Source organism: Kutzneria sp. 744 (genome assembly GCF_000568255.1).
Classification (GTDB): Bacteria; Actinomycetota; Actinomycetes; order Mycobacteriales; family Pseudonocardiaceae; genus Kutzneria.
In genome coordinates this window covers 4,007,003-4,032,979 of the sequence record NZ_KK037166.1, presented here as the reverse complement: position 1 = coordinate 4,032,979, position 25,977 = coordinate 4,007,003, and the positions used below count along the sequence as shown (strand labels likewise).

The 25,977-nt window shown below is 70.3% G+C and carries 24 protein-coding genes and 1 tRNA gene; 15 read left to right on the top strand and 10 right to left on the bottom strand.

Features of this window, described 5'->3' with window-relative positions:
• Positions 1-30: 30 nt before the first annotated feature.
• Together KUTG_RS18030 and KUTG_RS18025 are read left to right on the top strand one after the other, a co-directional pair.
• Positions 31-981: a glycoside hydrolase family protein gene (locus KUTG_RS18030; protein ID WP_043718330.1), complete on the top strand. Its 951-nt coding sequence runs from the start codon at positions 31-33 to the stop codon at positions 979-981.
• 25 nt (positions 982-1,006) lie between these two features.
• Positions 1,007-3,013, top strand: a complete 2,007-nt coding sequence (locus KUTG_RS18025; RefSeq protein ID WP_043718328.1) for a glycoside hydrolase family 32 protein — start codon at positions 1,007-1,009, stop codon at positions 3,011-3,013.
• 234 nt (positions 3,014-3,247) lie between these two features.
• On the opposite strand, the gene KUTG_RS18020 is transcribed toward KUTG_RS18025, so the two are convergent.
• Positions 3,248-3,320: transfer RNA gene (locus KUTG_RS18020), tRNA-Lys, on the bottom strand.
• 241 nt (positions 3,321-3,561) lie between these two features.
• Here KUTG_RS18020 and KUTG_RS18015 point away from each other — a divergent pair.
• The 3 genes from KUTG_RS18015 to KUTG_RS18005 all read left to right on the top strand — a co-directional run bounded on the left by KUTG_RS18015 (position 3,562) and on the right by KUTG_RS18005 (position 7,442).
• Positions 3,562-4,383, top strand: coding sequence for a spermidine synthase (locus KUTG_RS18015; protein ID WP_043729758.1), 822 nt, complete (start codon positions 3,562-3,564; stop codon positions 4,381-4,383).
• A gap of 121 nt (positions 4,384-4,504) precedes the next feature.
• Positions 4,505-6,619 carry a putative bifunctional diguanylate cyclase/phosphodiesterase gene (locus KUTG_RS18010; RefSeq protein ID WP_052394827.1) on the top strand — a complete coding sequence of 705 codons (2,115 nt, stop codon included), beginning with the start codon at positions 4,505-4,507 and terminating at the stop codon, positions 6,617-6,619.
• Between the two features lie 16 nt (positions 6,620-6,635).
• Positions 6,636-7,442: an SAM-dependent methyltransferase gene (locus KUTG_RS18005; protein WP_043718326.1), complete on the top strand. Its 807-nt coding sequence runs from the start codon at positions 6,636-6,638 to the stop codon at positions 7,440-7,442.
• Positions 7,443-7,445: 3 nt separating this feature from the next.
• Here the strand turns inward: KUTG_RS18005 and KUTG_RS18000 are convergent, their stop codons facing one another.
• Complete coding sequence (locus tag KUTG_RS18000; protein ID WP_052394826.1) at positions 7,446-8,177, bottom strand: (2Fe-2S)-binding protein; 732 nt, start codon at positions 8,175-8,177, stop codon at positions 7,446-7,448.
• A 518-nt stretch (positions 8,178-8,695) separates the two neighbouring features.
• On the opposite strand from KUTG_RS18000, the gene KUTG_RS17995 reads away from it, so the two are divergent.
• Positions 8,696-9,697: a tetratricopeptide repeat protein gene (locus KUTG_RS17995; protein WP_157494608.1), complete on the top strand. Its 1,002-nt coding sequence runs from the start codon at positions 8,696-8,698 to the stop codon at positions 9,695-9,697.
• Positions 9,698-10,026: 329 nt separating this feature from the next.
• On the opposite strand, the gene KUTG_RS17990 is transcribed toward KUTG_RS17995, so the two are convergent.
• Positions 10,027-10,788: a LamB/YcsF family protein gene (locus tag KUTG_RS17990; protein ID WP_043729755.1), complete on the bottom strand. Its 762-nt coding sequence runs from the start codon at positions 10,786-10,788 to the stop codon at positions 10,027-10,029.
• 10 nt (positions 10,789-10,798) lie between these two features.
• Entirely contained in the window at positions 10,799-11,602 is an 804-nt protein-coding gene (locus KUTG_RS17985) for a helix-turn-helix transcriptional regulator (RefSeq protein WP_043718321.1), read from the bottom strand.
• Between the two features lie 55 nt (positions 11,603-11,657).
• On the opposite strand from KUTG_RS17985, the gene KUTG_RS17980 reads away from it, so the two are divergent.
• The 6 genes from KUTG_RS17980 (at position 11,658) to KUTG_RS17955 (ending at position 18,552) form a co-directional block, all read left to right on the top strand.
• Positions 11,658-13,346 (top strand): AMP-binding protein, encoded by a 1,689-nt coding sequence (locus tag KUTG_RS17980; RefSeq protein WP_084579446.1) that lies wholly within the window; start codon positions 11,658-11,660, stop codon positions 13,344-13,346.
• A 58-nt stretch (positions 13,347-13,404) separates the two neighbouring features.
• The gene (locus tag KUTG_RS17975) at positions 13,405-14,265 is read left to right on the top strand and encodes an amino acid ABC transporter permease (RefSeq protein WP_232240844.1); all 861 of its coding nucleotides are present in this window, start codon (positions 13,405-13,407) and stop codon (positions 14,263-14,265) included.
• A complete protein-coding gene (locus KUTG_RS17970) occupies positions 14,262-15,014 on the top strand; it encodes an amino acid ABC transporter ATP-binding protein (RefSeq protein WP_043718313.1) in 753 nt (250 codons plus the stop codon). The genes KUTG_RS17975 and KUTG_RS17970 overlap by 4 nt, the downstream gene beginning before the upstream one ends.
• Before the next feature lie 10 nt (positions 15,015-15,024).
• On the top strand, positions 15,025-15,933 hold the full coding sequence (locus KUTG_RS17965; RefSeq protein WP_043718311.1) for an ABC transporter substrate-binding protein: 909 nt from the start codon (positions 15,025-15,027) through the stop codon (positions 15,931-15,933).
• 65 nt (positions 15,934-15,998) lie between these two features.
• A complete protein-coding gene (locus tag KUTG_RS17960) occupies positions 15,999-16,460 on the top strand; it encodes a PadR family transcriptional regulator (RefSeq protein ID WP_043718309.1) in 462 nt (153 codons plus the stop codon).
• Between the two features lie 64 nt (positions 16,461-16,524).
• Complete coding sequence (locus tag KUTG_RS17955; RefSeq protein WP_043729754.1) at positions 16,525-18,552, top strand: NB-ARC domain-containing protein; 2,028 nt, start codon at positions 16,525-16,527, stop codon at positions 18,550-18,552.
• Here the strand turns inward: KUTG_RS17955 and KUTG_RS17950 are convergent.
• The 3 genes from KUTG_RS17950 to KUTG_RS17940 are packed head-to-tail and all read right to left on the bottom strand — an operon-like array spanning position 18,529 to position 22,053.
• Positions 18,529-20,118 (bottom strand): UDP-N-acetyl glucosamine 2-epimerase, encoded by a 1,590-nt coding sequence (locus tag KUTG_RS17950; protein ID WP_043718308.1) that lies wholly within the window; start codon positions 20,116-20,118, stop codon positions 18,529-18,531. The two genes, KUTG_RS17955 and KUTG_RS17950, sit on opposite strands and share 24 nt — an antisense overlap.
• A gap of 20 nt (positions 20,119-20,138) precedes the next feature.
• A complete protein-coding gene (locus tag KUTG_RS17945) occupies positions 20,139-21,779 on the bottom strand; it encodes an ABC-F family ATP-binding cassette domain-containing protein (protein WP_043718306.1) in 1,641 nt (546 codons plus the stop codon).
• A 46-nt stretch (positions 21,780-21,825) separates the two neighbouring features.
• The gene (locus tag KUTG_RS17940; RefSeq protein WP_157494606.1) at positions 21,826-22,053 is read right to left on the bottom strand and encodes a hypothetical protein; all 228 of its coding nucleotides are present in this window, start codon (positions 22,051-22,053) and stop codon (positions 21,826-21,828) included.
• 213 nt (positions 22,054-22,266) lie between these two features.
• On the opposite strand from KUTG_RS17940, the gene KUTG_RS17935 reads away from it, so the two are divergent.
• Positions 22,267-22,479 (top strand): hypothetical protein, encoded by a 213-nt coding sequence (locus tag KUTG_RS17935; protein WP_157494605.1) that lies wholly within the window; start codon positions 22,267-22,269, stop codon positions 22,477-22,479.
• Between the two features lie 77 nt (positions 22,480-22,556).
• On the top strand, positions 22,557-22,760 hold the full coding sequence (locus KUTG_RS17930; protein WP_043718299.1) for a cold-shock protein: 204 nt from the start codon (positions 22,557-22,559) through the stop codon (positions 22,758-22,760).
• A 34-nt stretch (positions 22,761-22,794) separates the two neighbouring features.
• Here the strand turns inward: KUTG_RS17930 and KUTG_RS17925 are convergent, their stop codons facing one another.
• Complete coding sequence (locus tag KUTG_RS17925; RefSeq protein ID WP_043718297.1) at positions 22,795-23,733, bottom strand: adenosine deaminase family protein; 939 nt, start codon at positions 23,731-23,733, stop codon at positions 22,795-22,797.
• Positions 23,726-24,688, bottom strand: coding sequence for a bile acid:sodium symporter family protein (locus tag KUTG_RS17920; RefSeq protein WP_043718295.1), 963 nt, complete (start codon positions 24,686-24,688; stop codon positions 23,726-23,728). The genes KUTG_RS17925 and KUTG_RS17920 overlap by 8 nt, the downstream gene beginning before the upstream one ends.
• An 86-nt stretch (positions 24,689-24,774) precedes the next feature.
• Between KUTG_RS17920 and KUTG_RS17915 the strand changes: the two genes are divergently transcribed.
• Positions 24,775-25,638, top strand: a complete 864-nt coding sequence (locus tag KUTG_RS17915) for an LLM class F420-dependent oxidoreductase (RefSeq protein WP_043729753.1) — start codon at positions 24,775-24,777, stop codon at positions 25,636-25,638.
• Positions 25,639-25,644: 6 nt separating this feature from the next.
• Here the strand turns inward: KUTG_RS17915 and KUTG_RS17910 are convergent.
• Positions 25,645-25,977 (bottom strand): SDR family NAD(P)-dependent oxidoreductase (locus tag KUTG_RS17910; RefSeq protein WP_157495573.1); only part of this gene is annotated, 333 nt, incomplete at its 5' end.

The window sequence follows — 25,977 nt, the reverse complement described above, 5'->3', positions numbered from 1 at the left end:
GCCCCGCCGACCTTTCCGAAAGGCTCGTGGATGTTCTCGCTGCCCGATTCCTGGGTCTGGGACTTCTGGTTCGCCGACGACGGCGACCGCTACCACCTCTTCTTCCTCTACGCCTCCCGGGCCCTGCGGGATCCCGAGGCCCGGCACTACCGCGCCTCGATCGGCCACGCGGTCTCGACCGACCTGGTCAGCTGGACCCGAATCCAGGACGCGCTGGTCCGCGCGGACGCCCCGGCGTTCGACGACATGGCGACGTGGACCGGCTCAGTGGTGCGACACTCGGACGGGACCTGGTTCCTGTTCTACACCGGCGCGACGTCCGCCCCCGACGGCAGGAACGTCCAGCGCATCGGCTACGCCACCTCGCAGGACCTGGTCACGTGGCAACGGAATCCGGAGAATCCGGTGCTGTCCGCCGATTCCCCGTGGTACGAGACCCTGGACGCCGGCGTCTGGCACGACGAGGCGTTCCGCGACCCGTGGGTGTTCGCAGACCCGGACGGCGACGGCTGGCACATGCTCATCACCGCCCGCACCACCGCCGGCGAGCCGTTCGAACGCGGCGTGGTCGGCCACGCGGTCTCCGCCGACCTGCGGCGCTGGGAGCCGCGCCCGCCGCTGACGGTGCCTGGTCCTCGGGGATTCGGGCAGCTGGAGGTCACCCAGGTCGAGGTGGTGGACGGCCGGCCGGTCCTGGTGTTCTCCTGCCTGGCCGAGCATGCCTCGGCCGACCGACGGGCGACCGGCGCCACCGGGGGCATCTGGGCCGCCCCGGCCGGCGGCCCGCTCGGGCCGTTCGACATCGCGGCGGCCGAGCCCGTCACCGACGACCGTTTCTACAGCGGACGCCTGATCCGCCGCCGGTCCGACGACCGGTGGGTGCTGCTCGCCTTCCACAACCGCGGCGGGGACGGCTTCGTCGGCGCCATCAGCGATCCCATGCCCGTGGCGTGGGACGGCAAACGCCTGAGTGTTCTCTAGTTCTCCTGAAGTTCTGGAGGTTGGCATGAGCTCAAAGACGAGCGGGCCTCGACTGGCGCGGACCGTGCTCGCGGTCGCTCTCGCGGTGACCGTGGTGGCAACAGGCTTATGCGGTCCCGGCGGCGCCACCGCGGCGTCGTCAGCGACCACATATCGTGCCCAGTACCACTTCACGGTGCCCGACCACTGGAAGAACGACCCCCAGCGGCCGGTGTACGTCAACGGGAAGTACAACTACTACTACCTGTACGACGCCGACTACCCGACCCAGGTCGGCACCGCCTGGCGGCTGGCGACGACCACCGACGGCGTCGCCTTCGCCGACCAGGGCGTCGCCGCGCCGAAGAAGACGAACGCGAACTACGACCTCTGGTCGGGCTCCACGGTCGTGGACACCAAGAACACGGCCGGTTTCGGTGCCGGCGCAGTGGTCCAGCTGGTCACGCAGATGGATCATCCGACCCCCGCGCAGATCGCCAACGGCTCCGGGCCACAGGCACAGTTCCTCTGGTACTCCATCGACGGCGGCCGGACTTTCCGGCCCTACGGCGAGACGCCGGTGATCCCCAACGGCGGCCGCGGCGCCTTCCGGGACCCGAAGGTCAGCTGGGACTCCGCGCGTGGCCGGTGGGTCGCGGCGATCACCGAGGGCGACCGGATCGGGTTGTTCACCTCGCCGGACCTGAAGACCTGGACGGAGCGGTCGGACTTCGTGACCACCTACGGCACGCTGGAATGCCCGGACCTGTTCCAGATCCGCGCCGACGACGGCACCACGCACTGGGTGTTGGGCCTGAGCGCCAACGGGATGTCGGCGGGGATGCCCAACACCTATGCGTACTGGACCGGATCCTTCGACGGGGCCTCCTTCACCGCCGACTCCGCCACGCCGCAGTGGCTGGACCAGGGCTTCGACTGGTACGCCGGCGTCACGTGGGAAGATCCGGCCGCGCCGCTGGACCGGCGGTTCGGGATGGCGTGGATGAACAACTGGGCGTACCCGGACACCACGCCGACCTGGGCGTCGGACGGCTTCAACGGAACCGACTCGATCGTCCGCCAGATCACGCTGAAGCACTACGCGGACGGGTATGCGCTGGCCTCGCAGCCGACGCCCGCACTGGCGTCCCACGCCGCCTCCGTGTCCAACCTCGGCACCATCCAGGTCAACGGCGGCCCGGTGCCGCTGGCCTACCACGGGACCGCCTACGAGCTGGACACCGATGTCAGCTGGACCCAGCTGGACAACATCGGGTTGCAGCTGCGGGCGTCGGCCGACGGCACGCGCCACGCGGATGTCGGGATATACCACGACTACAGCTACCTGAACCGGCGGCAGACCGGGGAGCCTGACACCACCGGCGCGCGGGGCGAGAGCCACGCGCCGTGGAATCCGGCGAAGACCAGCGTGCATCTGCGGATCCTGGTCGACCGGACCACGATCGAGGTGTTCGTGGACGACGGGCGCTACGTGCACTCCAGCGAGGTGTTCGCCGACCCGTCCGACACCGGCGTCAACCTCTACACCAGCGGCGGCAGCGGCACGTTCGCCAACACCACGATCACCGAGTTCCAGAACCTGGCTCAGCGCCCGGCGGATACGATCTCGGGGTTCGAGGGCACCTCCTTCGACCCGGGCTGGACCACCACCGGCAGCTTCGCCGGCACCGGGCCGTCGGTCGAACACCTGCCCGGCATGGTCGGCAACGCCGTGCTGGACACGGCCGCCGGCGGCGGCGACCCGGCCACCGGCACGATCACCTCACCGACGTTCACCCTGGATCGCAACCACCTGCACTTCCTGGTCGCCGGCGGAGACCAGCCGCACGGCCGGCACGGGGAGACCTCGATCAACCTGGTCGTGAACGGCGCCGTGGTGCGGACAGCGACCGGCGACGACACCGGGGTGCTCAAACCCGTCGACTGGGATGTCAGCAAACTACAGGGGCAGAGCGCCCAGGTGCGGGTGATCGACCAGGCGACCGGCAAGTGGGGACACCTCGTGGTCGACCAACTGCTGCTGAGCGACTGAGCAGATCGACAGGTGCGAGGGCGGCGCGTCCGTCCTCGCACCAGTCCCTGCCCACGTCGCCATGATTCAGGTTCGACGAACACCCCGCTCCGACAGTCTTGATCCGGTCGTCGTGCGAAGTTGCGAAGCCACTGCTTGTCCGCTTCGGCGGCGGAGCTGCCACTTGTCCACTGTGGATGGTGAAAAACAAATCAGCTCCACCTGAATACACAGGTGGAGCCGAATGTCGCATTGTGCGGCGCCAGGGACTCGAACCCCGAACCCGCTGATTAAGAGTCAGCTGCTCTGCCAGTTGAGCTAGCGCCGCTCATCGAGGTTCCCTTGCGGGTTTCCCTCGCTGACGGGAGAAAGATTAGCACACGCGTCGCGGCGATTCCCAATCGGCTGGTCAGGGGTGGTATGCCCAGGTCAGGGCGGGGATTTCGACCAGGCGGGGGGAGGGTGATCCGCGTCACTGGACTAGGGTTGACGGTTCGGTCGGGGGAGGTGCGGCAGTGGGGCACGGAAGGTCGCCGAGGGGCCGCCCTAATCGGCGGCAGGAGCCGGAGCTGGGCCGGGTGCCGGTCCGTTTCGGGGAGGCGGAACTGTCGCGGGACCCGGATCGGCCGTCGGGGTGGCTGCTGTCGGTGAACGGCGTCGCGCAGTCCTATGTGGACCTGGAAGACCCGACGCATCTGGAGTTCGACTACGTCCGCCGGATCGGGGATGTGGTGGATCTCGCCCACCCGGCGGGAGAGCCGCTCGACGTGCTGCACATCGGCGGCGGGGCGTGCACGGTTGCGAGGTATGTGGCGGCGACGAGGCGCGGATCGCGGCAGCTGGTGATCGAGGCCGACGGCCCGCTGGTGGACCTGGTGCGCGAGCACATGGACCTGAGATCGGTGCCACAGCTGAAGGTCCGGGTCGGCGACGGCCGTCAGGAGACGGCGACGCGCCGGGACGACACGGCCGACCTGGTGGTCGTCGACGCGTTCGAAAGCGCGCTGATGCCGGGCCCGCTGGCGACCCGGGAGTACACCCGCGAGGTACGGAGAGTGCTGCGCCCGCAAGGAACCTACGTGGCGAACCTGGCCGACGGGGGCGGCCTGCACTTCGCCCGACGGTTCGTGGCGACGCTGGGTGAGGTGTTCGAGCACGTGCTGGTGATGGCCGAGCCGGGGGTGTTCCGCGGCCGGCGGTTCGGCAACATCGTGGCGGCCGCCTCGGGGGCGGAGCTACCGGTGGCGGAGCTGACGCGGCGCACCGCCGGTTCGGCCTTTCCGGCCCGCTGCGTCGCAGGTCAGGAGTTCGCGCGCAACGCGAAGGCCCTGTCCGACGATGAACCGGTCATCCCACCGCAACCGCCGCCGGACGCGCTGGGCCGGAGCTGACCGACCACTTTCACACGTTCGGGGGAGCGTTTCCACCACCCAGACCGAGTAAACACTGCCAGGGTACGTCCGCTCGGACGCTTGTGAGCCGATCCCCGACCAAAGGAGCGAGCCGACCGGCGTGAACGATCACCCGCAGCGAGGTCCCGTCGACGACAGCTGGCGGACGGATCTGGCACGCACCTGGGCGGCGGAGATCGCGAAGACGGTCTTCATCCCCATGTCGCACGCCAAGATCGTGCGGCTGCTGGCGCGGATGACGAACACGCTCGCGGACGCCGTGTGCGCGGACCGGCCGGACCCGGGCCCGGTCGGCGAGATCGGCACCGCCCTGGTCAACCGGGCCATCTCCGGCAAGGCCACGCTGGCCACCAGCCTCGGCGTGCTCGGCCGCGGCCTGCTGGCCATGCCCGATGCCCCGCCGGACCTGCCGGAACGCGTCGTCACGGTGCTGAGCACGTTCGCCGCCAGCTATGCGGAAGCGCTGCGGGAACGCACGTACATCAGCCAGGAAGCCCTGAAGCGCTCACTGATCAAGGCCAAGCGCGACACCGAGCGCAGCCTCGCCGACAGCGACGCCCGCCTGCGCGCGATCTTCTCCTCCTCGGCCGTGGGCATCGCGATCAGCGAGCCCAGCGGCAAGTTCGCCCAGACCAACGCCGCGCTGACCGAGATTCTCGGCTACGGGCCGCCGGATCTGGCCGGAATGAGCGTGCAGGACCTGGCCCACGAGGACGCCGCCGGCTGGCTCGCGGACAGCATCGCCGACCTGCTTTCCGGGCGTAGGGCCAACTTCCGCGAGCGCTGCCGGCTCAGCCACCAGGACGGCGAGTCCGTCTGGGCCTACCTGGCCGTGTCGCTGCTGCGGGACGACCACGACCAGCCGGCGTACCTGGTGACCATGGTCGAGGACGTCACCGAGCTGCACCTGCTGGGCGACCGCCTCGGCCACCAGTCGCTGCACGACATGCTGACCGGGCTGCCCAACCGGCAGTACTTCGTGTCCACGCTGGAGAGCACGCTCGGCCGGTCGCCCGCCGGCGGCCGGATCACGTTGTTCCACTTCGGACTCGACCGGTTCACGGTTGTCAACGACGGCCTCGGCCAGCACGTGGGAGACCAGCTGCTGCGGGCCGTCGGCCAGCGACTGGAGAGCGTGTTCGCCGGCGAGACGGCGATGGTGGCCCGGCTGGGCGGCGACGAGTTCGCGGTCCTGTTGGAGGGCAAGGAGAACACGCCCGGCGTCGGCGAGTACGCGGGGCTGGTGCTGGACGCGTTGGCCGACCCGATGTTCATCGGCGGTGACGGCATCGCCGTCTCGACCTGCATGGGCATCGTGGACCGCATCGGCGCCGGCGCCGATCCGGCCGAGCTGCTGCGGGCCGCCGACATGACCCTGCACCGGGCCAAGCGTCGCGGCGCCGGTCAGTGGGAGCTGTTCGACCCGCAGCAGGACGCCGCCGACCGGGCCCGCTTCCGGCTGGCCGCGACCATCCCCGGCGCGCTGCAGGCCGATCAGCTGGACGTCGTCTACCAGCCGCTGCTGCGTTTCTCCGACGAGACGACGATCGGCATCACCGCCCGGCTGGCCTGGCGACCGCCGGCCCAGCAGCCGCAGGCGCACTGCGAGGTGCTGGCCCTGGCTCTGGAGACCGGCGTCGTGCTGCCGGTCGGCCGGTGGGTGATCCGCAAGGCCTGCCAGCAGGCCGCGGCGTGGTGGCGTCAGCACGGGGCGGCCGCGCCGGCAGTGGTCGTCGACCTGTCCGCCGGCCAGGCCCGCGATCCCGACCTGGTCGGTGTGGTCCGCCGCGAGCTGGACGCCGTAGAGCTGCCGGCCGAGCAGCTCCGGCTCGGGGTGGCGCTCGGCACGGACGCACAGAACGACGAAATCATCGACAACATCCTGGTGCTGGCTGAGATGGGCGTCTCATCGTCCCTTTTGGACTATGGCACCGAGCATGCCGATCTGTTGCTGCGCGGCGAGTTCACGCTGCGGGCCGTGGTCCTCGACGGCCGCCTCGGCGACTCGCTGGCCGAGGAGCGCACCGCCGTGATCACCGAGCCGGTGGTGCGCAGCCTCGTCGAGTTCGCCCACAGTCTCGGCCTGCCGGTGGCCGTCACCGGCATCCGGCACGGACAGCACCTGCGCCGGCTGCGTGCCGTCGGCGTGGACGCCGGACAGGGTGAGCCGCTCTCGCCGTCGGTGAGCGCGGACAAGATCAGGCTGGGGCGATAGGGAAAGCGGAGGAGCCATGTCAGGTGCGGTGGACTGGGTGCCGGCCGAGGTCGACATCGACGTTCCCAGCTCGGCCCGGATCTACGACTACGTCCTGGGCGGAGCCCACAACTTCGAGCGCGACCGCATGATCGGCGACCAGCTGGCCCAGGTCGTGCCGGTCCGGGAGATGGCCCGGCTCAACCGTTCCTTCCTGCGTCGGGCCGTGCTGTTCCTCATCGACAGCGGCGTCCGCCAGTTCCTCGACATCGGCTCCGGCATTCCCACCGTCGGCAACGTGCACGAGATCGCCCACGAGGCCGACCCCTCCTGCCGTGTCGTCTACGTCGACTACGAGCCGGTGGCCGTCGCCCACAGCCAGCTCATCCTGCGCGACAACCCACAGGCCGTGATGGTCCAGTCCGACCTCCGCGATCCGGAGCGCATCCTCAACGACCCCGAGACCCGCCGGATGCTGGACTTCACCCAGCCCATCGGCCTGCTCATGGTCGGCGTGCTCCAGTTCGTCGGCGACGCCGACAACCCGCCCGCGGTGATCACCCGCTTCCGCGACGCCCTGCCCTCCGGCAGCTACCTCGCGCTGTCCCACTTCACCCCGGACAACATGGAGGAGGGCATGGCCAGGGCCGTCGATGTCTTCTCCCACAGCGCCGAGCCCATCCACCCCCGCACCCACGCCCAGGTCACCGCCATGTTCGACGGCTTCGACCTGGTCGACCCGGGCGTGGTCTTCACCGCCAACTGGCGCCCGCAGTCCGCCGCCGACCTGGGCGACGACCCCACCCACTCCGGCATCTACGCCGGCGTGGCCCGCAAACCCTGACCGTCACAACGCCTGCGCCGCGGCCGCCATCCGCAGTTTCCGCGTCTCCGGCTCCTGATGCGGGCAGCTGGCACAGGCGGCGAACCCCGCGTGGTCGATGAGGCAGCAGGAAACCCGCCGCACCAACACCTTTCCCTCCAGCTCCACGAACCGGGCCGCCGGCAGCGGCGATCCCATGCCCGCCACCAACCACGACGCCTGCTCCATGCCCTTGGCCGGCGCCCCCAGCTCCCGCCAGGCCCGCAGGAGGGTGTTGGCCACCGCATCCGTGGTGATGGCCCACAACGGCGGCAGCCGTACACCGGACACCTCGGACAGCGTGGCCAACACCGGGCTCAGCGCCGCCCGCAACGCCCCCGGCAGCTCCGCCACTTCGGGCAGCAACCCGCCGGGGTAGGCGTTGACGATCCGCCCGTCCGCGCCGACGTGCACGCGAAGTCGTTCCAGGGCCGGATCGGCGGCCAGGTCGATCTCGGCCAGCCGGGTCAGCAACGCCGTCAGCACGATGCTGCTGGTGCTGTACCACCACAGGGTGCCGGCGACGCGATCGTCCTTGGTCGACCAGCGCTGACGGCAGTCGGCCACGAACTGGGCCATGACGTCCGGATCGGTCAACGCCGTCCCGGACAGGACGTCCTGCATCCGCCGCGCCTGTTCGTCGTCGGCCGCGTCGGTGGTGATCACCTCCGGCGCGGCGAAATGCCCCGAGGACAGCGGTTGCTCGTCCCGCGGCAATCGTAGTGGAACACCTTCGCCGGGGTCGCCGGCCGAAGCTGCGCGGCCGGCACGGACGGATCACCGGACGCGGCAAAGGATCTGCCGCGCCGACCGAGGCGCCGGAGCTGACCCCAGCAGACACGGATCGGCCAAAGCGTTGCGAACCGGTGCCTGAACGGCCACGCCCGTCGCCGACAGACCCGCCCTAGCAGAACCCGGGGCGCTCGCGCCTCCCGGACGACGGCATCACCCGGGCGGGTGGTCCCGCCGACAAAATGGGCAGCCGGCGTGGAGAGGGTGTCGGTGACCGGCAGTGACACCGGTCCCAACCCGGCGCCGGCCTCAATCACCTCGTGGACGCGCCTTGCGGTGCCGTGGCTGGTCTCCTGGCCGACGGGTGGTGCGCGTGGCGAGAGGCCTTCCCCGGCGGTGAAACACCCAGTGACGATGTCAACGTGACCTGGTCGGGGGACGCTCAGGTTGACAGCGGTGCGGTCGCTCGGGAGCATTCGCGCAGGCGAGTCGGGGAGTGAGTGGTGACCCAGCTGCGTCAAGCCGAGGTGGTGCTGCCGGTCGTCGAGTGCGGTCCGAGCGGCCCGGTGTCGGCTCTTGGTGCGATAGGAGCGGTGCCGTGGCCGCGGCGGACGGCCCGACCTCGGGACCCGCGTCCGGTGCGGGCCGTGGTGCTCGAGAACGAGCGGTTGATCGCGACCGTCCTCATCGGACGGGGCGGTCGGCTGCATTCGTTGTGGCACAGACGGGAACACCGTCCGGTGCCGTTCTCCGCGCCCACGTTCCAGCCGGTCAGCGGCGGCCCGGTGTTCGCCGCCCCGGTCGGGGAGGACACGCTGCGGGTGTGGGAGTGGGACGTCTCGCGCGACCTGCCGTACCAGATCGACTTCGTGCTGCCCGAGGGTGAGGCGCTCCAGGTCGACACCAAGGTCCGGGACCCGCGCGGCCACACGGAGTGGGACGAGCTGCCGCCCGGTGACCTGATCGCCGCCGGCTCCGGCTGGGGCGCGCTGGAGCTGACCCGCCTCGGCGTCCGGCTGCCCGGCACGCCGTTCACGGGGCTGGGGCCCGATCAGCGGCCGTGGCTGGAGTTGTTGCGCGGCAACATGACCGCCACCGATCCCGAGCTGCCGCCCGGGCGCAGCCTGGTGTCCGCGCCGTGGCGGCAGATGCTGGAATCCGCGCCGGAGAACTGGCTGACCGCCTACCACCTCGGCGTCGCCCGGTGGCAGGCAAGGGAAAACGAGGCCGCCATCGCCGCGTGGCGGCGGTCCATCGAGCTGGACGTGTCGCCGTGGGCGCTGCGCAACCTGGCGGTCGCGGAGTTCGGCTGCGGTCACGTCCGCGAGGCCGCCGAGCTGCTCACTGCCGCCGCCTGGTCCACGCCCGCGGTGCCGGACCTGTCGGTGGAGGCCGTCGACCTGCTGCTGGCCGCCGGCCAGGCCGACGAGGCCGCCACGCTGCTGCGCCGGGTGCCCCCCCTGGGATTCCTACACACATGCAGCAGTCTCGGACTTGCTATGTAGACGGGTTTTCGGCTCCAGAGCTCCACGAGTTCGGGTTCAATTCAGGACACAAGAGAGTACAAGGGAGGCATTAGTCCGAAGACCCGTAGAGCCCTTGCTGAATGCAAATTGAGGGAAGCAGCCCGCAACGGCGGCAAAGGCTGCGTGTTAGCGTACACCTTATGCACCTGATAGGGTGCGCGAATTAACAACGGATCGCTCCCGTTAAAGCAGAAGCTTTCCATACCCATCTCCCGGCGATATTGAGCCCGGATCGACTCCACTGTTGCCATCGAATAGGATACGTGGTTTGCGTTCCTCGTAAGGCGTCCTTCCCTGCATCACGGCGGTCAGACCGCGAACGGGGCCAGGGTCAGTCCCGCTTCGAGCAGGCCGGCGCGGACGCGGCGGGCGATCTCCACCGCGCCGGGGGTGTCGCCGTGCACGCACAACGACTGCGGCACAACGGAAACGACCGTGCCGTCGATCGCGGCAACGGTGCCGTCCACCGCCATTCGCCGACAGCGGGCGACAATCGCCTCCACGTCGTGCAGCACCGCCCCGTCCAGCCGCCGTGACACCAGCTCGCCGGACGGCGTGTAGGCGCGGTCGGCGAACGCCTCCCGTACGGGCGTCAACCCGGCGGATTCGGCCTGCCGCAAGGATTCCGAGCCCGGCAGCCCGAGGATCGGCAGCGACGGGTCGTACCGGCGCACGGCGTCCACCACCGCCGCCGCCTGCGCCGCGTTCGTCACGATCGCGTTGTACAGGGCCCCGTGCGGCTTGACGTAGCGAACCCGCGTGCCGGCGATGCGGGCGAAGCCGTCCAGCGCGGCGATCTGGTAGATGACGTCGTTGACCAGCTCGGCCGGGTCGACGTCGATGAAGCGGCGGCCGAAGCCGGGCAGGTCCCGGTAGCCGACCTGGGCCCCGATGGCGACGCCGCGCTCGGCCGCCCGCTCGGTCACCCGACGCAGCACGGTCGGGTCACCGGCGTGGAAGCCACAGGCGACGTTCGCGCTGGTCACGACGTCGAGCAGGGCGTCGTCGTCGCCGAGCTGCCAGGCCCCGAAACCCTCGCCGAGATCGCTGTTCAAGTCGATGACCGTCATGGCCACCAACCTAGGGCAGCAGCCCGTGCCGCCGTGCGGCCACCACAGCGGCCAGCCGCGAGTGCACGTCCAGCTTGCGCATGGCGCTGCGCAGGTAGGCCTTGACGGTCTCCGGCCGCACGCCCAGACCGCACGCCACCTCCGCGTTGGTCTGCCCCAGCGCGATTGCCGCCAGCACGTCCAGCTCACGTACCGACAGGGATGGAACCGGCGCGTCCGGTGGCGCCCACGAGGCGGCCAGCCGTGCGCAGACCTCGTGCACCCGTTGCCGCAAGGCCTCGTCGGTGACCTCGGACGCCAGCTGCCGCAGTTCGGCGTGGGCGGCCCGGACCTCTTCCCAGCCGCGAGGGACCATCACGTCCTCGACGCGGCTCCGTTGCGCGTCCCGCACCGCGAGCCCCTGCTCCAGGTCCCGCGCCGCGTCTCGGGCGGCGGTGAGCACCCGGTCACCCAGCGGCAACGCCTGGCGCAGCGCCCCGTACAACACGGCCCGCACCACCCGGTTGACCACGACCGGCACGGCCACGATGGACCGCAACCCCTCGGCCGTCACCGGCAGGTCGTACTGGTGGCTGATGCCGGCGGCGTGTGAATAGTCGGTCACCGCAATCGGCTTGGCCAGGGCCAACGCCTTGCCGCCGAGGCCGTTGCCCCGCGTGACGACCAGGTTGGACAGTGAGGTGGTGCTGGTCCCGATCAGCTCGGTCAGCCGCACGCCGCCCGGCTGCACGACGCCGCCGAAGGCGACCGGCAGCCCGGTGACGGTCCGTATCGTGGCCAGGGCACGGCGCACCTCGACCGCGTCACCCTGCATCGGTCCCCCTTTCCGGGGGTAGCGGACTGCGCCGTCCGGCACCACCATCGCCTGCGTGACCGATACCGCATTCCGGGCGGCCCGCGACCTGCTGCTCGCCCACGGATCAGAATACGCCGTCGCCAGGGAGCGTTTCCGCTGGCCAGAGCTCGGCGAGTTCAACTGGGCGCTGGACTGGTTCGACACGATCGCCGCCGACAACGAGCGTCCGGCGCTGTGGATCGTGGAGCAGGACGGCAGCGAGCGCAAGGTCTCGTTCGCCGAGATGTCGCGGCGGTCGAACCAGGTGGCGAACTGGTTGCGTGGGCACGGGGTGCGCCGCGGCGACCGGGTCATCCTCATGCTCGGCAACCAGGTCGAGCTGTGGGAGACGATCCTGGCGGCCATGAAGCTCGGGGCCGTGCTGATCCCGGCCAGCACCCTGCTCGGTGCCGCTGACCTGCGGGATCGAGTCTCGCGGGGCGAGGCCAAGCATGTCGTCACGGGCCTGCCCGGCAGTTACGCGGACGTGCCGGGCGACTACACCCGGATCGCCGTGGGGGCCGCCGCCGACGGGTGGCTGGACTACGCCGACTCGGTGAACGCGCCGGTGCAGTTCGAGCCCGTCGGCGTGACCCGGGCCGAGGACACCCTGCTGCTGTACTTCACCTCCGGCACCACGGCCAAGCCGAAGCTGGTGGAGCACACCCACGCCTCGTACCCGGCCGGGCATCTGTCCACTATGTACTGGATCGGGCTGGAGCCCGGCGACGTGCACCTGAACATCTCCTCGCCGGGCTGGGCGAAACACGCGTGGAGCAACGTGTTCGCGCCATGGAACGCCGAGGCCACGGTCTTCATCTACAACTACACCCGGTTCGACCCGGCCCGGCTGATGGCCGAGATGGACCGCTGTGGGGTGACGAGCTTCTGCGCGCCGCCGACGGTGTGGCGCATGCTGATCCAGGCCGACCTCACGGCGTTGACCACGCCGCCGCGCAAGGTCGTCGGCGCGGGTGAGCCGTTGAACCCCGAGGTGATCGACCAGGTGCGGAAGGCCTGGGGCGTCACGGTTCGCGACGGCTTCGGGCAGACCGAGACGACCGTGATGGTGGCCAACACGCCCGGCCAGCCGATCAAGCCGGGCGCGATGGGCCGGCCGGTGCCCGGCTACGAGGTCGTGCTGGTCGACCCCGCTTCCGGCGAGCTCGGCGACGAGGGTGAGATCTGCGTCGACCTGTCGAAGCGGCCTCTGGGCCTGATGGTCGGGTACCACGGCGACGACGAGCGCAACGCCGAGGCGATGCGTGACGGCTACTACCACACCGGCGACGTCGGTTCCCGCGATGTGGACGGCTACATCACCTACGTCGGCCGGGCCGACGACGTCTTCAAGGCCTCGGACTACCGGATCTCGCCGTTCGAGCTGGAGAGTGTGCTGCTGGAGCACGAGGCCGTCGCCGAGGCCGCAGTGGTGCCGTCGCCGGACCCGGTGCGGCTGGCCGTTCCCAAGGCCTACATCGTCCTTACCGCAGGCTGGGCCGCCGACGCGACCACCGCGGAGGCGATCTTCGCCCACTCCCGCGAGCACCTGGCTCCGTACAAGCGAATCCGCCGGCTGGAGTTCGCCGAGCTGCCCAAGACGATCTCCGGCAAGATCCGCCGGGTCGAGCTGCGCGGCGCCGAGCGGGACAAGCACGACGGCGACCAGCGTCCACATGGTGAACATCGCGAGGAGGACTTCCCCGCACTTCGGAACGGCTGAATTCTCACTCTCTAGGATTCGTTGACGTGTCGGTGGGCGCGCTGTTCGGATGGGCCGCGTGACCCTGTCCGTTCCGCGCCCCACCACGTCGGCGCCCGCCGACCTCCGCGTGGTGCCCGCCCGCTATCCGTTGCGGTGGGCCGGCATCGCCGTCGTGCTCGTGCTGCTCGCGCAGTTCGCGCACGGCCTGGCCACCAATCCCGGCTGGGACTGGCCGACCTTCGCCGCCTTCTTCGCCAGCGGCGCCGTGGTCAGCGCCCTCGGCGTGACCCTGCAGCTCACCGCCTACGCCACCGTGCTCGGCTTCGCCGTCGGCGCGGTGCTGGCGGTGATGCGCCTGTCGCACAGCCGTTTCCTGCGGACGGTCGCGTGGGGCTACGTGTGGGCTTTCCGCTCCATCCCGCTGATCGTGCAGATCATCTTCTGGTTCAACGTCTCGTACCTCTATCCCCAGCTGGGGTTCGGCATCCCGTTCGGGCCGGTGTTGTTCACCGTGCCGACCCAGGACCTGTTCTCTCCCCTGGGTGCGGCCGTGATCGGCCTGACCCTGCATCAGGCCGCCTACTCGGCCGAGATCATCCGTTCCGGCGTGCTCGCCGTGGACCCGGGCCAGCTGCAGGCCGCCGCCGCGCTCGGCATTCCCCGCTTCCGCCAGTTCCGGCGAATCGTTCTCCCGCAGGCGATGCGATCGATCCTGCCCACCGCCGCCAACGAGGTGATCGGGCTGCTCAAGGGCACGTCGATCGTGTCGGTGGTGGCCATCAACGAGCTCTTCTACCAGGTCCAGGTGATCTACGGCCGCAACGCCCGCGTGGTGGCGCTGCTGATGGTCGCCACCGTCTGGTACGTGGTGCTGACCTCCGTGCTCTCGCTCGTGCAGCACTACGTGGAACGCCACTACGCCAAGGGGTCCCGATGATCGAGATTCGGGACGTGCACAAGAGTTTCGGCGCCCACGGGGTGCTCAAGGGGATCGACCTGGACGTCGCCGCCGGCGAGGTGGCCGTGGTGCTCGGGCCGTCCGGCTCCGGCAAGTCCACGCTGCTGCGCAGCGTGAACCACCTGGAGAAGGTGGACCGCGGGCAGATCCGGGTGGACGGCGAGCTCATCGGCTATCGCCGTCGCGGCAACCGGTTGCACGAGCTCAAGGAACGCGATGTGCTCAAGCAGCGCAGCGCCATCGGCTTCGTGTTCCAGAACTTCAACCTGTTCCCGCATCTGACCGTGCTCGACAACATCGCCGAGGCTCCGGTCGCGAATGGACGGTTGTCCAAGGATCGGGCCCGGGTCAGGGCTGTGGAGCTCCTCGGCCGGGTCGGGCTGGTGGACAAGGCCGACGCCTATCCGCGCCAGCTGTCCGGCGGCCAGCAGCAGCGGGTGGCCATCGCCCGCGCGTTGGCCTTGGACCCCAAGGTGGTGCTGTTCGACGAGCCAACCTCCGCCCTCGATCCGGAGCTGGTCGGCGAGGTGCTGGACGTGATGAGGGATCTCGCCCGCAGCGGCACCACCATGATCGTCGTCACGCACGAGATCGGCTTCGCCCGCGAGGTCGCCGACACCGTCGTGTTCATGGACGACGGCCGCGTGCTCGAACAGGGGCCGCCCTCGCTGGTGCTGGACAGCCCGTCCCACGAGCGCACCAGATCGTTCCTTTCCAAGGTCCTGTAGGAGGAATGCGTTGTACAGCAAGGTATTAGCCCTGGTTTTGGCCGCGGCAACGCTGACCGCCTGCGGCGCCGCGGCGGGGGAGCAGAGCCAGCAGCAGCCCCGGATCACCACCGCCAAGGTCGACCGGATCGCCGCCGAGGTGCCGTCGGCCATCCGCGATCGCGGCGCCCTCCAGGTGATCACCAACGCCGGCACCGTGCCCCCGTTGACCTTCTACGACACCGACAACAAGACCCCCATCGGCGTCGAGGTCGACCTGGCCGGCCTGGTGGCCGACGTGCTCGGGCTCAGGACCCAGGTCACCGTCGCCTCGTGGGAGAACGTGTTCGTGGGCCTCGACTCCGGCAAGTACGACGCCGGCTTCACCAACATCACCGTCACCGAGGAGCGCAAGGAGAAGTACGACTTCGCCACCTACCGCCTGGACAACGTCTCCTTCGAGGCGCGCAGGGGCGGCAACTGGAAGATCGCCGGCGCCGCCGACGTCGCCGGCCGGACCATCGCCGTGGCGTCGGGCACCAACCAGGAGAAGCTCCTGCTCGACTGGAACGCCCAGAACGTGGCCAAGGGCCTCAAACCCGTTGACGTCAAGTACTTCCAGAACTCCACCGACTACTACCTGGCCCTGCAGTCCGGGCGCATCGACGCCTACCTCGGGCCCAACCCCACCGCCGCCTATCACGCCAAGTCCTCCGGCCAGACCGAGATCATCGGCACCGTCTCCGGAGCCGGCCCCACCCTCCAGGGTGAGATCGCCGCCACCACCAAGAAGGGCAACGGCTTCGTGCAGGCCCTCGCCGACGCCCTGAACCAGATCATCGCCGACGGCAGCTATCGCAAGGTCCTGGACCGCTGGGGCCTGGCCAACGAGGCCGTGCCGCGCTCCGAGATCAACCCGCCCGGCCTCCCCAAGTCCTGAATCACCACTCCAACCACTCCTCTCGCCCCTCCCGCCGCCGCTGTCCCGACCGCTTTAATGCAGGCATGGTGGAGTTGGTGATCCTGGGGCTGCTCGCCGCCGGCCCGGCGCACGGGTACGAGCTCCGGCTGCGGATTCCCCAGATCACCGGGCATGGCCGGCCGGTGGCGGACGGCACGCTGTACCCGGCGATCAAGCGGCTCACGGCGGCGGGCCTGGTCACCAGGCAGACCCGGCCAGGACGAGTGGCAGCGCCCAGGCAGGTGCTCACCCTTACGCCGGCCGGACACCTCGAACTGGTCCGCCGGCTGGCCTCCGTCGACGTCGCGGACGATCCGGCCTGGCTGACGGCGCTGGCTTTCCTGGCCGTGCTGCCCAATGCCGGCGAGCTCCTGCGGCGGCGGCTCGCGGTGCTGGAGTCCCGGGGGCTGCCGGCGGCGGCGGATCCGTACCAGCAGTGCCGACAGGCGGTCCTGGCCGCCGGGCGGGAGGCGGAACTGGCCTGGTTGCGGGCCCGCGTCGCCTAGCCCGAGCGGGTGATCCCCGCCGTTGGGTTCGCGGTGTGGTGATGATCGCGTACCGTTAACCTCCGTGTCGGACGAGTCGGTCAGCAACGAGTTCTCGGGCGACAACGCCGGTAATATCGTTCAGGCTGGCGAGATCGGGTCGGTCACGATCTACCAGGGCGGAGCGCCGCTGATCCCGCGCCAGCTTCCGGCCCGGCTGCCGCATTTCGTGAACCGCGTGGATCTGCTGGCCCGCGCCGAGAGCCTGCTGTCGGCCGATCCCGGTGCGCCGACACGGGTTGCCGTGTTGACGGGCCTGGCTGGCAGTGGAAAGACGCGTGCGGCCGGTGAACTGGCGGGCAGTCGGCCGGCTCCCTTTCCCGGCGGCGAGTTGTACGTCGACCTCCGGGGCCGGACCGTCGGCGACGCACTGAGCGCGTGCGTGCGGAGCTACGGCGTCAAGGACGACCTGATCCCGGAGAGCCTGCCGGAGCTGACCAACCTCTACCGCAGCTGCGCGGCCGGCCGGGCGTCGCTGGTGGTGCTGGACGACGTCACCGAGCCGGCGCAGGTGTATCCCTTCCTGCCCAACGGCTCCGGCAGCGTCGTGCTGGTCACCAGCAACGACCGATTGGCGGAACTGATCGGCCAGCTCGGCGCCGAAGTGCTGGTGGTGGAGCCGTTGAACGCCGAGCACGGCCGCGACCTGCTGGCCAGCATCTGCGGTCCGGACCGCTTGGACGCGGAGCCGGCGGAGACCGCCGAGCTGGTCGCGCTGTGTGAGGGACTGCCGATCGCCTTGCGCACGGCCGGCACGCGGCTGGTGGAGCGGCGGTCGTTGCGCGTCGGCAAGCTCGTGGCCGACATCAGGGCCCGGGGCATCGACTCGGTGTCGGCCCTGTTCTCCGTGGTGTACCAGGATCTTTCCGACGAGACCGCGCGGCTCTACCGGCGGCTGAGCATGCTGCCGGTGGTGGAATTCGGGGAGCAGCTGGCCGAGGAGGCCACGGGCTCGCACGGTTCGCTGGACCGGCTGGTCGCCGTGAACCTGCTGACCGAGCAGGACAACGGCCGCTTTCGCTTCCACAGCCTGGTGTTGCGGCACGCCGAGGAGCAGGCGCTGGCCGGTGAGTCGGCGACCGCGCGTGAAGGTGTTGTGCTGCGGGCGATCCAGTACTACCTGCGACGGGCGGCCCTGGCCGACCACCAACTTCTCGGCCCCGGTCGGCTGCGCTTCACGCCGGCGCCCGAGCCGCTCGACGATCCCTGGGACGGCGTCGATCCCTATGCCTGGTTGGACGCCGAGCGGACCAACGTGTTGGCGACCGTGCGCGCCGCCTACTCGTTCGGCTGGCACGACGAGGCCTGGCAGCTGGCGGAGAGCCTGACCGCCCTGTATCTGGGGCAGCGGTACCTCTCGGACTGGATCGAGTCCAGCGAGGTGGGAGCGCTCGCCGCGCACAGGGTCGGCAATCGCCGCGTCGAGGCGCGGCTGCGCAGCTTCATGTCGCGGGCGCTGCTGGATCTCGGGTACGTCGACCGCGCGCGGCAGCAGTTGGATCTGGCGCTGCCGTTGGCCGAGGAGTCCGGTGACGGGCGGCTGTCGGCCTCGGTGTGGGAGCTGATCGGCCGGTTCCGCGACACGACCGGGGATCCGGCGGCCGCGATCACCGCGTACGAACAGGCCATCGCCGAGTTCACCAAGGAGCACGACGAGCGCGGTGTCGCCTTCGTGACGATGTTCGTGGGCACCGCGCTGCTCGCGCAGGAGCGTTACGCCGAAGCGGAATTCACGCTGCGCCGGGCGATCGAGCTGTGCCGTGCGGTGGGCGACCAGCGGATGGCGGCGCGGGCGGGCATCGGGCTCGGCACTGTCCACATGCGACTCGGGCGACTCGACGACGCCCGAACTGAACTGGACAGTTCATTGGCGGCGCTGCTGGCCGGCGGTCATCTGAACTACGTGGTACAGGTCCGGGAAGCGTTGGCCGACCTGGCCGTCCTTCGTGGCGACGACGCGGAGCGGCGGGTCCAGCTGAGCGCGGCGCTGAAGATCCAGGAGCAGTTCGGCGGCCCCGAGGCGGAACGGCTACGGGCCAAGCTCGGCGAGTGAAACCCGTTGTCCGGCAACGGTGATCTCCTGGGTGAGCGGGCGGCGGGCGGTCACGCAGGCGTAGACGGCCGAAGCCAGCAGCAGGGGATCGAGTGAGCCGGTGACGGCGACCCGACGGCCGTCCCGGATGGCGGCATGGCAGCCGGTGGGGGTGGCGGCCGCGACGACCAAGGCGCCGTACAGGGCCAGGCTCCGGGTCGCCCACGCCGCCGGATCGTCCATGATCTCGGCCCTGACCAGCACCGATGCCAACTCGGCCAAGCGCAGGTCCTCCTCGTCCTCGCGGACGGCGAGATGCTGGTCGGCCTCGCGGGTGGTGGCGGCGCGGGGAAAGCGTTCGATGGTGAGCGTGGACGGCCCGGTGAACGAGGCCCGCACGTTGAACGCGGTCACCGGCTCCGCATAAGGCCGGGCGTCCGGGAAGCGGGGGAGCGGCAGATCCTCCGACGGCTCCAGGTCGAGCTCCCGGTACAGGGCGTCCCGCAGGCGGAGGGGGGACGTGCCGACGTGGGCGAACACCCGGCCGGTCAACGGCGCGAACACCGAAGGATCGTGCTCGGCCATCGCCTGGTCGACCTGTTTGCGCAGGTCACCGCCCAGATCGAGGTGTGGGGCCAGCCGGCCCAGCGAATCGATCGGGGTGGCCTCGACCACCTCGTCGCCGTAGCCGGTCAGCAGCAGCGGCTTGCCCAGTGCGGCGGCGTACAGGGAAATCGAGCCATGGTCGCCGATGACCAGGTGGGCGGCGACCAGCGCCGCGTGCCAGCCCCGCTCGGGCGGCAGCAGAAGCAAACCCGCCTTCACTGCGTGGTGCAGCCACCGGCGCACGTCCACGTCGTGCTCCACCCACACGTTCGGGTGCACCGCCATGGCCAGCTGGTACCGGTCGGCCGGCAGCGTGCCGAGGAGCCGGGATGCGAGATCACGGGCGCGGCCCAGCTGTGATTCCTGGCCCCAGGTCGAGGACAGGAACACCAGCCTCCGCCCGCCCGTGCCCAGACGATGCCGGTAGTGCTCGGCCAGCCGGACACTGCCGCGCAGCTGGTCGAAGACGGGGTCGCCGGTGACCACCGTGTGCCCGTCGATCTCCGGGCAGGCGGCCAACAACTGTTCGTGCTGGTCGGGATGGGCCAGCACGACCTTCACCCGGCCGGTGCGCAGCGCCTCGGCCGGCGGCAGGCCGGCCAGCCGAGGCCCCTCGGCCGAGGGCACGATCTTGTTGAAGCCGATGCCGTGCGGCAGCACCAGCACCCGCTGCTCGGCGTGCAGCTCGTGGAAGTCGATGTTCTCGCTGGCCGACACCAGCAGCCCGTAGCGGGTCTCCCGGATCGCCGGCCACGGGATCAGCCGCCGCACGCCGGCCGCGCCGAGCACCTCACGCGCACCTGTACTGAACCGGCTGGTTTCGTTCACCGTGAAGCGGAGCTGCACGCGATCGTCCGCGCCGAAGTACCACGTCGTGTCCAGCAGCCGGATCGTCGACGTGGTGGTGCGGCCGGCCAGCACGACCGTGCGCGCGGGCGAGCGCGTCTGCCACCGCGACTCGTCACCACCGGACAATTCCATTGCCCCGCAACACTAGCGGGTCAGCTCCGGTCGAACACCTTGCCGTCGACCACTTCGAGCCGCCGTGTGGTGTGCACCGCCGTCAGCATCCGCCGGTCGTGTGTGACCAGCAGCAACGTGCCTCGGTAGTTGGCCAGGGCCGACTCCAGCTGCTCGATTGCCACCAGGTCCAGGTGGTTGGTCGGCTCGTCCAACACCAGCAGGTTCACGCCACGGGCCTGCAACAGCGCCAGGGCGGCCCGGGTGCGCTCGCCGGGGGAGAGCGTGACGGCCGGCCGCAGCACGTGGTTGGCCCCGAGTCCGAACTTGGCCAGCAGGGTCCGGACCTCGGCCGGCGCCAGCTCCGGCACGGCCGCCTCGAACGCCGACAGCAGCGCGGCGTCGCCGAAGAACAGCTGCCTCGCCTGGTCCACCTCGCCGACGACCACGCCGTGCCCCAGCGCCGCGTCGCCCTCGTCCAACTCCAGCCGCCCGAGCAGGGCCGCGAGCAACGTGGACTTGCCGGCGCCGTTCGCGCCCGTGATCGCGACCTTGTCGGCCCAGTCGATCTGGAGGTCCACCGGACCCAGCGTGAAGGCGCCGCGCCGGACCACCGCGCCACGCAGCGTCGCCACCACCGAGCCCGAGCGGGGCGCGGCGGCGATCTCCATCCGCAGCTCCCACTCCTTGCGTGGCTCCTCGACGACGTCCAGCCGTTCGAGCATCCGGTCCGTCTGCTTGGCCTTGGACGCCTGCTTCTCGCTGGAGGCGACCCGGGCCGCGCGGATGTTCTTGTCGTTGTCCGGGGACTTCTTCATGGCGTTGCGGACGCCCTTGTCGGCCCAGCCCCGCTGCATCCGGGCCCGCGCCTCCAGCGACGACTTCGTGTCGGCGTAGTCCTCGTACTCGTCACGAGCGTGCTGACGGGCCCGCGCCCGCTCCTCCAGGTACGACTCGTAGCCGCCGCCGTAGGTGTTGACCTGCTGCTGGGCCAGGTCCAGCTCGACCACCCTGGTCACCGTGCGGGCCAGGAACTCGCGGTCGTGGCTGACCAGCACCGTGCCGGCCCGCAGCTCCGCGACGAACCGCTCCAGCCGGTGCAGGCCGTCCAGGTCCAGGTCGTTGGTCGGCTCGTCGAGCAGGAAGATGTCGTACCGGCTCAGCAGCAGCGACGCCATGCTGGTGCGGGCCGCCTGACCGCCCGACAGCGAGGTCATCGCCTGGTCGAGGCCGATGCTCAGGCCCAGGTCGGCGATCACCTCGTCGACACGCTCGTCCAGGTCGGCGCCGCCGAGCGCCAGCCAGCGGTCCAGGCTCGTCGCGTACGCGTCGTCCGAGCCGGGCCGGCCCTCGGTCAGCGCCTCCGTGGCATTGTCCAGGTCCAGCTGGGCCTGCGTGACGCCGGTGCGGCGGCCCAGGAACTCCCGGACCGTCTCTCCCGGGCGGCGCTCCGGCTCCTGTGGCAGGTGCCCGACCGTCGCGGACGGCGGGTTCAGGCGGATCGACCCCTGCTCGGGCGGGATCAGCCCGGCCAGCGTGCGCAGCAGGGTCGACTTGCCCGCGCCGTTCACGCCGACCAGCCCGATCACGTCGCCCGGGGCGACGACCAGGTCCAGTCCGGAGAACAGCACACGGTCCCCATGCCCGGCGGCCAGGTCCTTGGCTACGAGTGTGGCGCTCATCAGAGCGGAGATTCTACTGGAGGCCCCGCGCGGTTTTCCTTGCGCCTCAGCGGTTGGAGGAGGGGAACCGGCCGTCCCGGCGGCCGATCGCGATCAACTCCGTGTACTGGTCCTGCCAGGACCGCTCGGTGGCCAGCAGGTCGGACAGCCGCTGCACCCAGAGCTCGTCGACCGGGGGCTCGGCGGTGGCCAGGTGCCGCTCGGTCTCCTCGCGGGCCTTGATCCACTCGTCCAGGGTCGGACCGAGCACGGGACCGCCTGCTTGTTCGGGCATGCGAAGACCGTACTGCGCTGATTCTCCGCTGTCCGCCCCCGCTGGGGTACAGTCAGCAGGTCAGGGTGTCAGTGGGCGGCAGTCCGCCGTCACGAGGCCCGGACCCAGCCCGGCTCGGTGGTTACCGGCCGGAGACGGGAGTACCGGCTTGTTGCCGGAATGCCTGCTCGAGGTTTGTTTTTCGCCTTCTTCTTCGAAGTCGCGGTGCCGGTCATGAGGCGCATCGCGCGGACGGACCGGTCACGCAGCATGGCCGGGGGAATCGGTCAGGAGCGCGCCGACGCGGCGGAGGTGGTGCGCGCGGACCAGCAGGCCCGGGCCAGCATCACGGTCGCCGGCAACGCCCTCGACGCCGGTGACTGTCGGGAGCTGCTCTGCATGCTGGGGTTGGACGAGCCACCCCGGGCCGTGCGCGTCCACGTCTGACCGGTTCGCCGGCTCGCGCTCCCCGACCACGGCGTCGGGTCCTTGAGCGCGCGCCCACAACGAGGAAGAGGACTCGCATGTCTCAGGGAACTGTCAAGTGGTTCAGCGGCGCCAAGGGATTCGGGTTCATCAAGCCCGCCGAGGGTGGCCCGGACCTGTTCATGCACCACACGGAGATCGAGGGCTACGACTCCGGCGGCATCGCCGAGGACCAGGTCGTCGAGTTCGAGGTCGGTGAGGGACGCAAGGGGCCGCAGGCCGTCGGCGTCCGCATGCTCTGAGCATCGCGCGCTCGGCCCGTGCCCGTTCCGGGTCTCACGGGTCGAGCGTCAGCCAGGCGGCGATGGCCGCATGCAACTCCGCCTTGCTCGCATCCGACGCGAACGAGGCGTCGACCCCGGCCCGGGCCAGCGCGGCCAGCGCCTCGTCGTCGTAGCCGAAGACCTCGCGGATCCGCGCGAACTCGGTGACCAGGTCCGTGCCCACCGACGCCGGCACGTCCGTGTTCACGGTGACCAGCAGCCCGGCGTCGACCAGCCGCGGCAGCGGATGCTCCGGCCAGGACGGCACCAGCCCTAGGCCCACGTTCGAGGACGGGCACACCTCCAGCGGCGCCTGCTCGTCCCGGAGACGGGCCACGAGACCGGGTGACTCCAGGCAGCGGATGCCGTGCCCGATGCGGGCGGCGTGGCCGAGGTCCAGTGCCTCCAGGATGCTGTCCGGCCCGGCGTCCTCGCCGGCGTGGTGCACCAACTTGATGCCGGAATCCCTTGCGGCGTCGAGAAGTTCCGCAAACGGCGCCATCGAGTGCCGCTCCTCGCCGGCCATGCCGATCGCCACCACCCGGTCGTGACGGCGAGCCAGATCGAGCGTCTTCGCGAAGCGTTCGACCCCGCGCCGCCGGGAATGGTCCAGTATCACGGAGAACTCCGGCGTGAGGCCGTCGAGCACGGCCTCCAGCGGCATCTCCGGATCGCCGAGCCGTTCCCCGTGCGCGGCGGCCGTGAACGTCACCTCGCCGTGGTGAACCCCTTGTGCCCGTTGGTCTTCGCAGAACTCGGCGGCGATCCGGGTGAAGTGCTCCGGCCTGGTCAGGCACTGGCGTACCAGCGAGTTGTGGTCGGCGAACGACCGGAAACCGTCGAACTCCGTGGCGTGCGAGGCGAAACCGAACTCGGCCAGCGTCGACGGCCGGATCGAGCTCTCCAGGTGGACGTGCAGGTGGGCCTTGGGCAGCGCGGTCAGGTCACGCATGCGAGTACTGGTCGGCGTAGCGGCGGGCCAGCCAGGCGCAGACCATCAGCTGCATCTGGTGGAACAGCATCAGCGGCAGCACGGTCAGGCCGACCGAGGCCGCCGGGAACAGCACGCTGGCCATGGGCAGCCCGCTGGCCAGCGACTTCTTCGAGCCGCAGAACACGATGGCGATCTCGTCCGCCTTGCCGAACTTGAGCCGTCGGGCCAGCACCGTCGTCGCGACGAGCACGACTGCGAGCAACACGGTGTTGCATGCGAGCAACAGGGCGAGCGAGACGACCGACAGCCGGCCCCAGATGCCGGCGGCCACGCCCTCGCTGAATGCGGCGTACACGACCAACAGGATGGATCCCCGGTCCACGTAGCCCAACACCTTTTTGTGCCGGGTGAGGAAGCCGGCGATCCAGCGCCGCAACACCTGGCCGGCGACGAACGGGGCCAGAAGTTGCAGCAGGATGTCGCGGATCGAGTCGAAGGACACGCCGCCGCTTCCGTTCACGATGAACACCGTGACCAGCAACGGCGTCAGCACGATGCCGATCAGGTTGGAGAACGAGGCGCTGCAGATCGCCGCCGCCACGTTGCCGCGGGCGATCGACGTGAACGCGATCGACGACTGCACCGTCGACGGCAGGCAGCACAGGAACATCACGCCCGTGTACAGGTCCGGGGTCAGCAGGTGCGGCACCAGCAGCTGGCACAGCAGGCCCAGCACCGGGAACAACACGAAGGTGCAGGCCAACACCAGCGTGTGCAGGCGCCAGTGCTTCAGGCCGTCCAGCGCCTCCCGGGTCGACAGCCGCGCGCCGTAGAGGAAGAACAGGAAGCCGATCGCGATCGTCGTCACGTGGCCGAGCCCGGTCGCCACGACCCCGCGCGCGGGCAGGACGGCGGCCAGGCCCACCGTGGCCAGCAGCGCGAGGATGTACGGATCTATCCGCAACCTGGACATCAGGGGAGCATAAGCACGGGATTGACCTGGAGCGCGCTCCAGCGCCTAGCGTTGTGGCGACACTCACGACCGAATGGGAGACGACCGTGCGAGTCGGCGTCCACGTCACCAAGTTCGACAATCCCGCGGGTTCGGCCGGCGTTGCCGCGGAGCTGGCCGCCGTCGCCCGCAACGCCGAGGCCGCCGGCGTCGGCTGGATCTCCGTCATGGACCACTACTTCCAGATGGAGCACAACGGCGGCGCGGCCGACGACATGCTGGAGGGCTACACCACGCTCGGCTTCCTCGCCGCGCAGACGTCCAGTGTCGAGCTCAGCCTGCTCGTCACCGGCGTCACCTACCGCAACCCCGGCCTGCTGGCCAAGATCGTCACGACGCTGGACGTCCTGTCCAACGGCCGCGGCACCCTGGGCATCGGAGCCGCTTGGTACGACCGCGAGCACCACGGCCTCGGCGTGGCGTTCCCGCCGCTCAAGGAGCGGTTCGAGCGGTTGGAGGAGACGCTGCAGATCTGCCTGCAGATGTTCGACCAGAGCAACGACGGGCCGTACGAGGGCAAGCACTACCAGCTGGCCGAGACCATCAACCACCCGCCGGCCGTGCGCTCCCCGCGCCCGCGCATCCTCATCGGCGGTGGCGGCGAGAAGAAGACCTTGCGCCTGGTCGCCCAGTACGCCGACGCCTGCAACCTGTTCCCCACCTCCATCGAGGAGGTCAGCCACAAGCTCGACGTCATCAAGGCCCACTGCGACACCGTCGGCCGCGACTACGCCGAGATCGAGGCCACCATCACCACTCGCGCCGCCGACCTGGACACCTTCGTCGCGCAGATGCAGGAGTACGCCAAGATCGGCATCAAGACCGTGATCGTCGCCCCGCCCACCGGCACGCCGGCCCGGTGGATCGAGGAGTTCGTCGCGCCCGCGGTGCAGCGCGTCGCCGAGCTCTGATCCCGTTCACAGCGCGGAACCACCGGTCGCGTCCAGCACGCGGCCGGTGACCCAGCGGGCGTCGTCCGAGGCCAGGAAGGCCACCACGTCGGCGATGTCCTCCGGCCGGCCCACCCGGCCCAGCGCCGAGATCGACGCCGCGTGGGCCTGCGCCGCCGGATTTCCCCGCAGCCAGCCCGCGTTCACGTCGGTGTCGACGATGCCTGGGGCCACCGAGTTGACCGTGATGCCCCGGGGGCCGAGTTCCTTGGCCAGGTTCAGGGTGAACGTGTCCAGGGCGCCCTTGGTCGAGCCGTAGGCCATGATCTCCGGCATGGCCACCCGGGCCAGGCCGCTGGA

Coding starts and splice junctions, on each gene's coding strand:
- KUTG_RS18030 (WP_043718330.1), top strand. CDS start 31: ATGTTCTCGCTGCCCGATTCCTGGGTCTGGGACTTCTGGTTCGCCGAC.
- KUTG_RS18025 (WP_043718328.1), top strand. CDS start 1,007: ATGAGCTCAAAGACGAGCGGGCCTCGACTGGCGCGGACCGTGCTCGCG.
- KUTG_RS18005 (WP_043718326.1), top strand. CDS start 6,636: ATGTCAGGTGCGGTGGACTGGGTGCCGGCCGAGGTCGACATCGACGTT.
- KUTG_RS17990 (WP_043729755.1), bottom strand. CDS start 10,788: ATGACGGTCATCGACTTGAACAGCGATCTCGGCGAGGGTTTCGGGGCC.
- KUTG_RS17985 (WP_043718321.1), bottom strand. CDS start 11,602: ATGCAGGGTGACGCGGTCGAGGTGCGCCGTGCCCTGGCCACGATACGG.
- KUTG_RS17970 (WP_043718313.1), top strand. CDS start 14,262: ATGATCGAGATTCGGGACGTGCACAAGAGTTTCGGCGCCCACGGGGTG.
- KUTG_RS17960 (WP_043718309.1), top strand. CDS start 15,999: ATGGTGGAGTTGGTGATCCTGGGGCTGCTCGCCGCCGGCCCGGCGCAC.
- KUTG_RS17950 (WP_043718308.1), bottom strand. CDS start 20,118: ATGGAATTGTCCGGTGGTGACGAGTCGCGGTGGCAGACGCGCTCGCCC.
- KUTG_RS17945 (WP_043718306.1), bottom strand. CDS start 21,779: ATGAGCGCCACACTCGTAGCCAAGGACCTGGCCGCCGGGCATGGGGAC.
- KUTG_RS17940 (WP_157494606.1), bottom strand. CDS start 22,053: ATGCCCGAACAAGCAGGCGGTCCCGTGCTCGGTCCGACCCTGGACGAG.
- KUTG_RS17935 (WP_157494605.1), top strand. CDS start 22,267: ATGAGGCGCATCGCGCGGACGGACCGGTCACGCAGCATGGCCGGGGGA.
- KUTG_RS17930 (WP_043718299.1), top strand. CDS start 22,557: ATGTCTCAGGGAACTGTCAAGTGGTTCAGCGGCGCCAAGGGATTCGGG.
- KUTG_RS17925 (WP_043718297.1), bottom strand. CDS start 23,733: ATGCGTGACCTGACCGCGCTGCCCAAGGCCCACCTGCACGTCCACCTG.
- KUTG_RS17920 (WP_043718295.1), bottom strand. CDS start 24,688: ATGTCCAGGTTGCGGATAGATCCGTACATCCTCGCGCTGCTGGCCACG.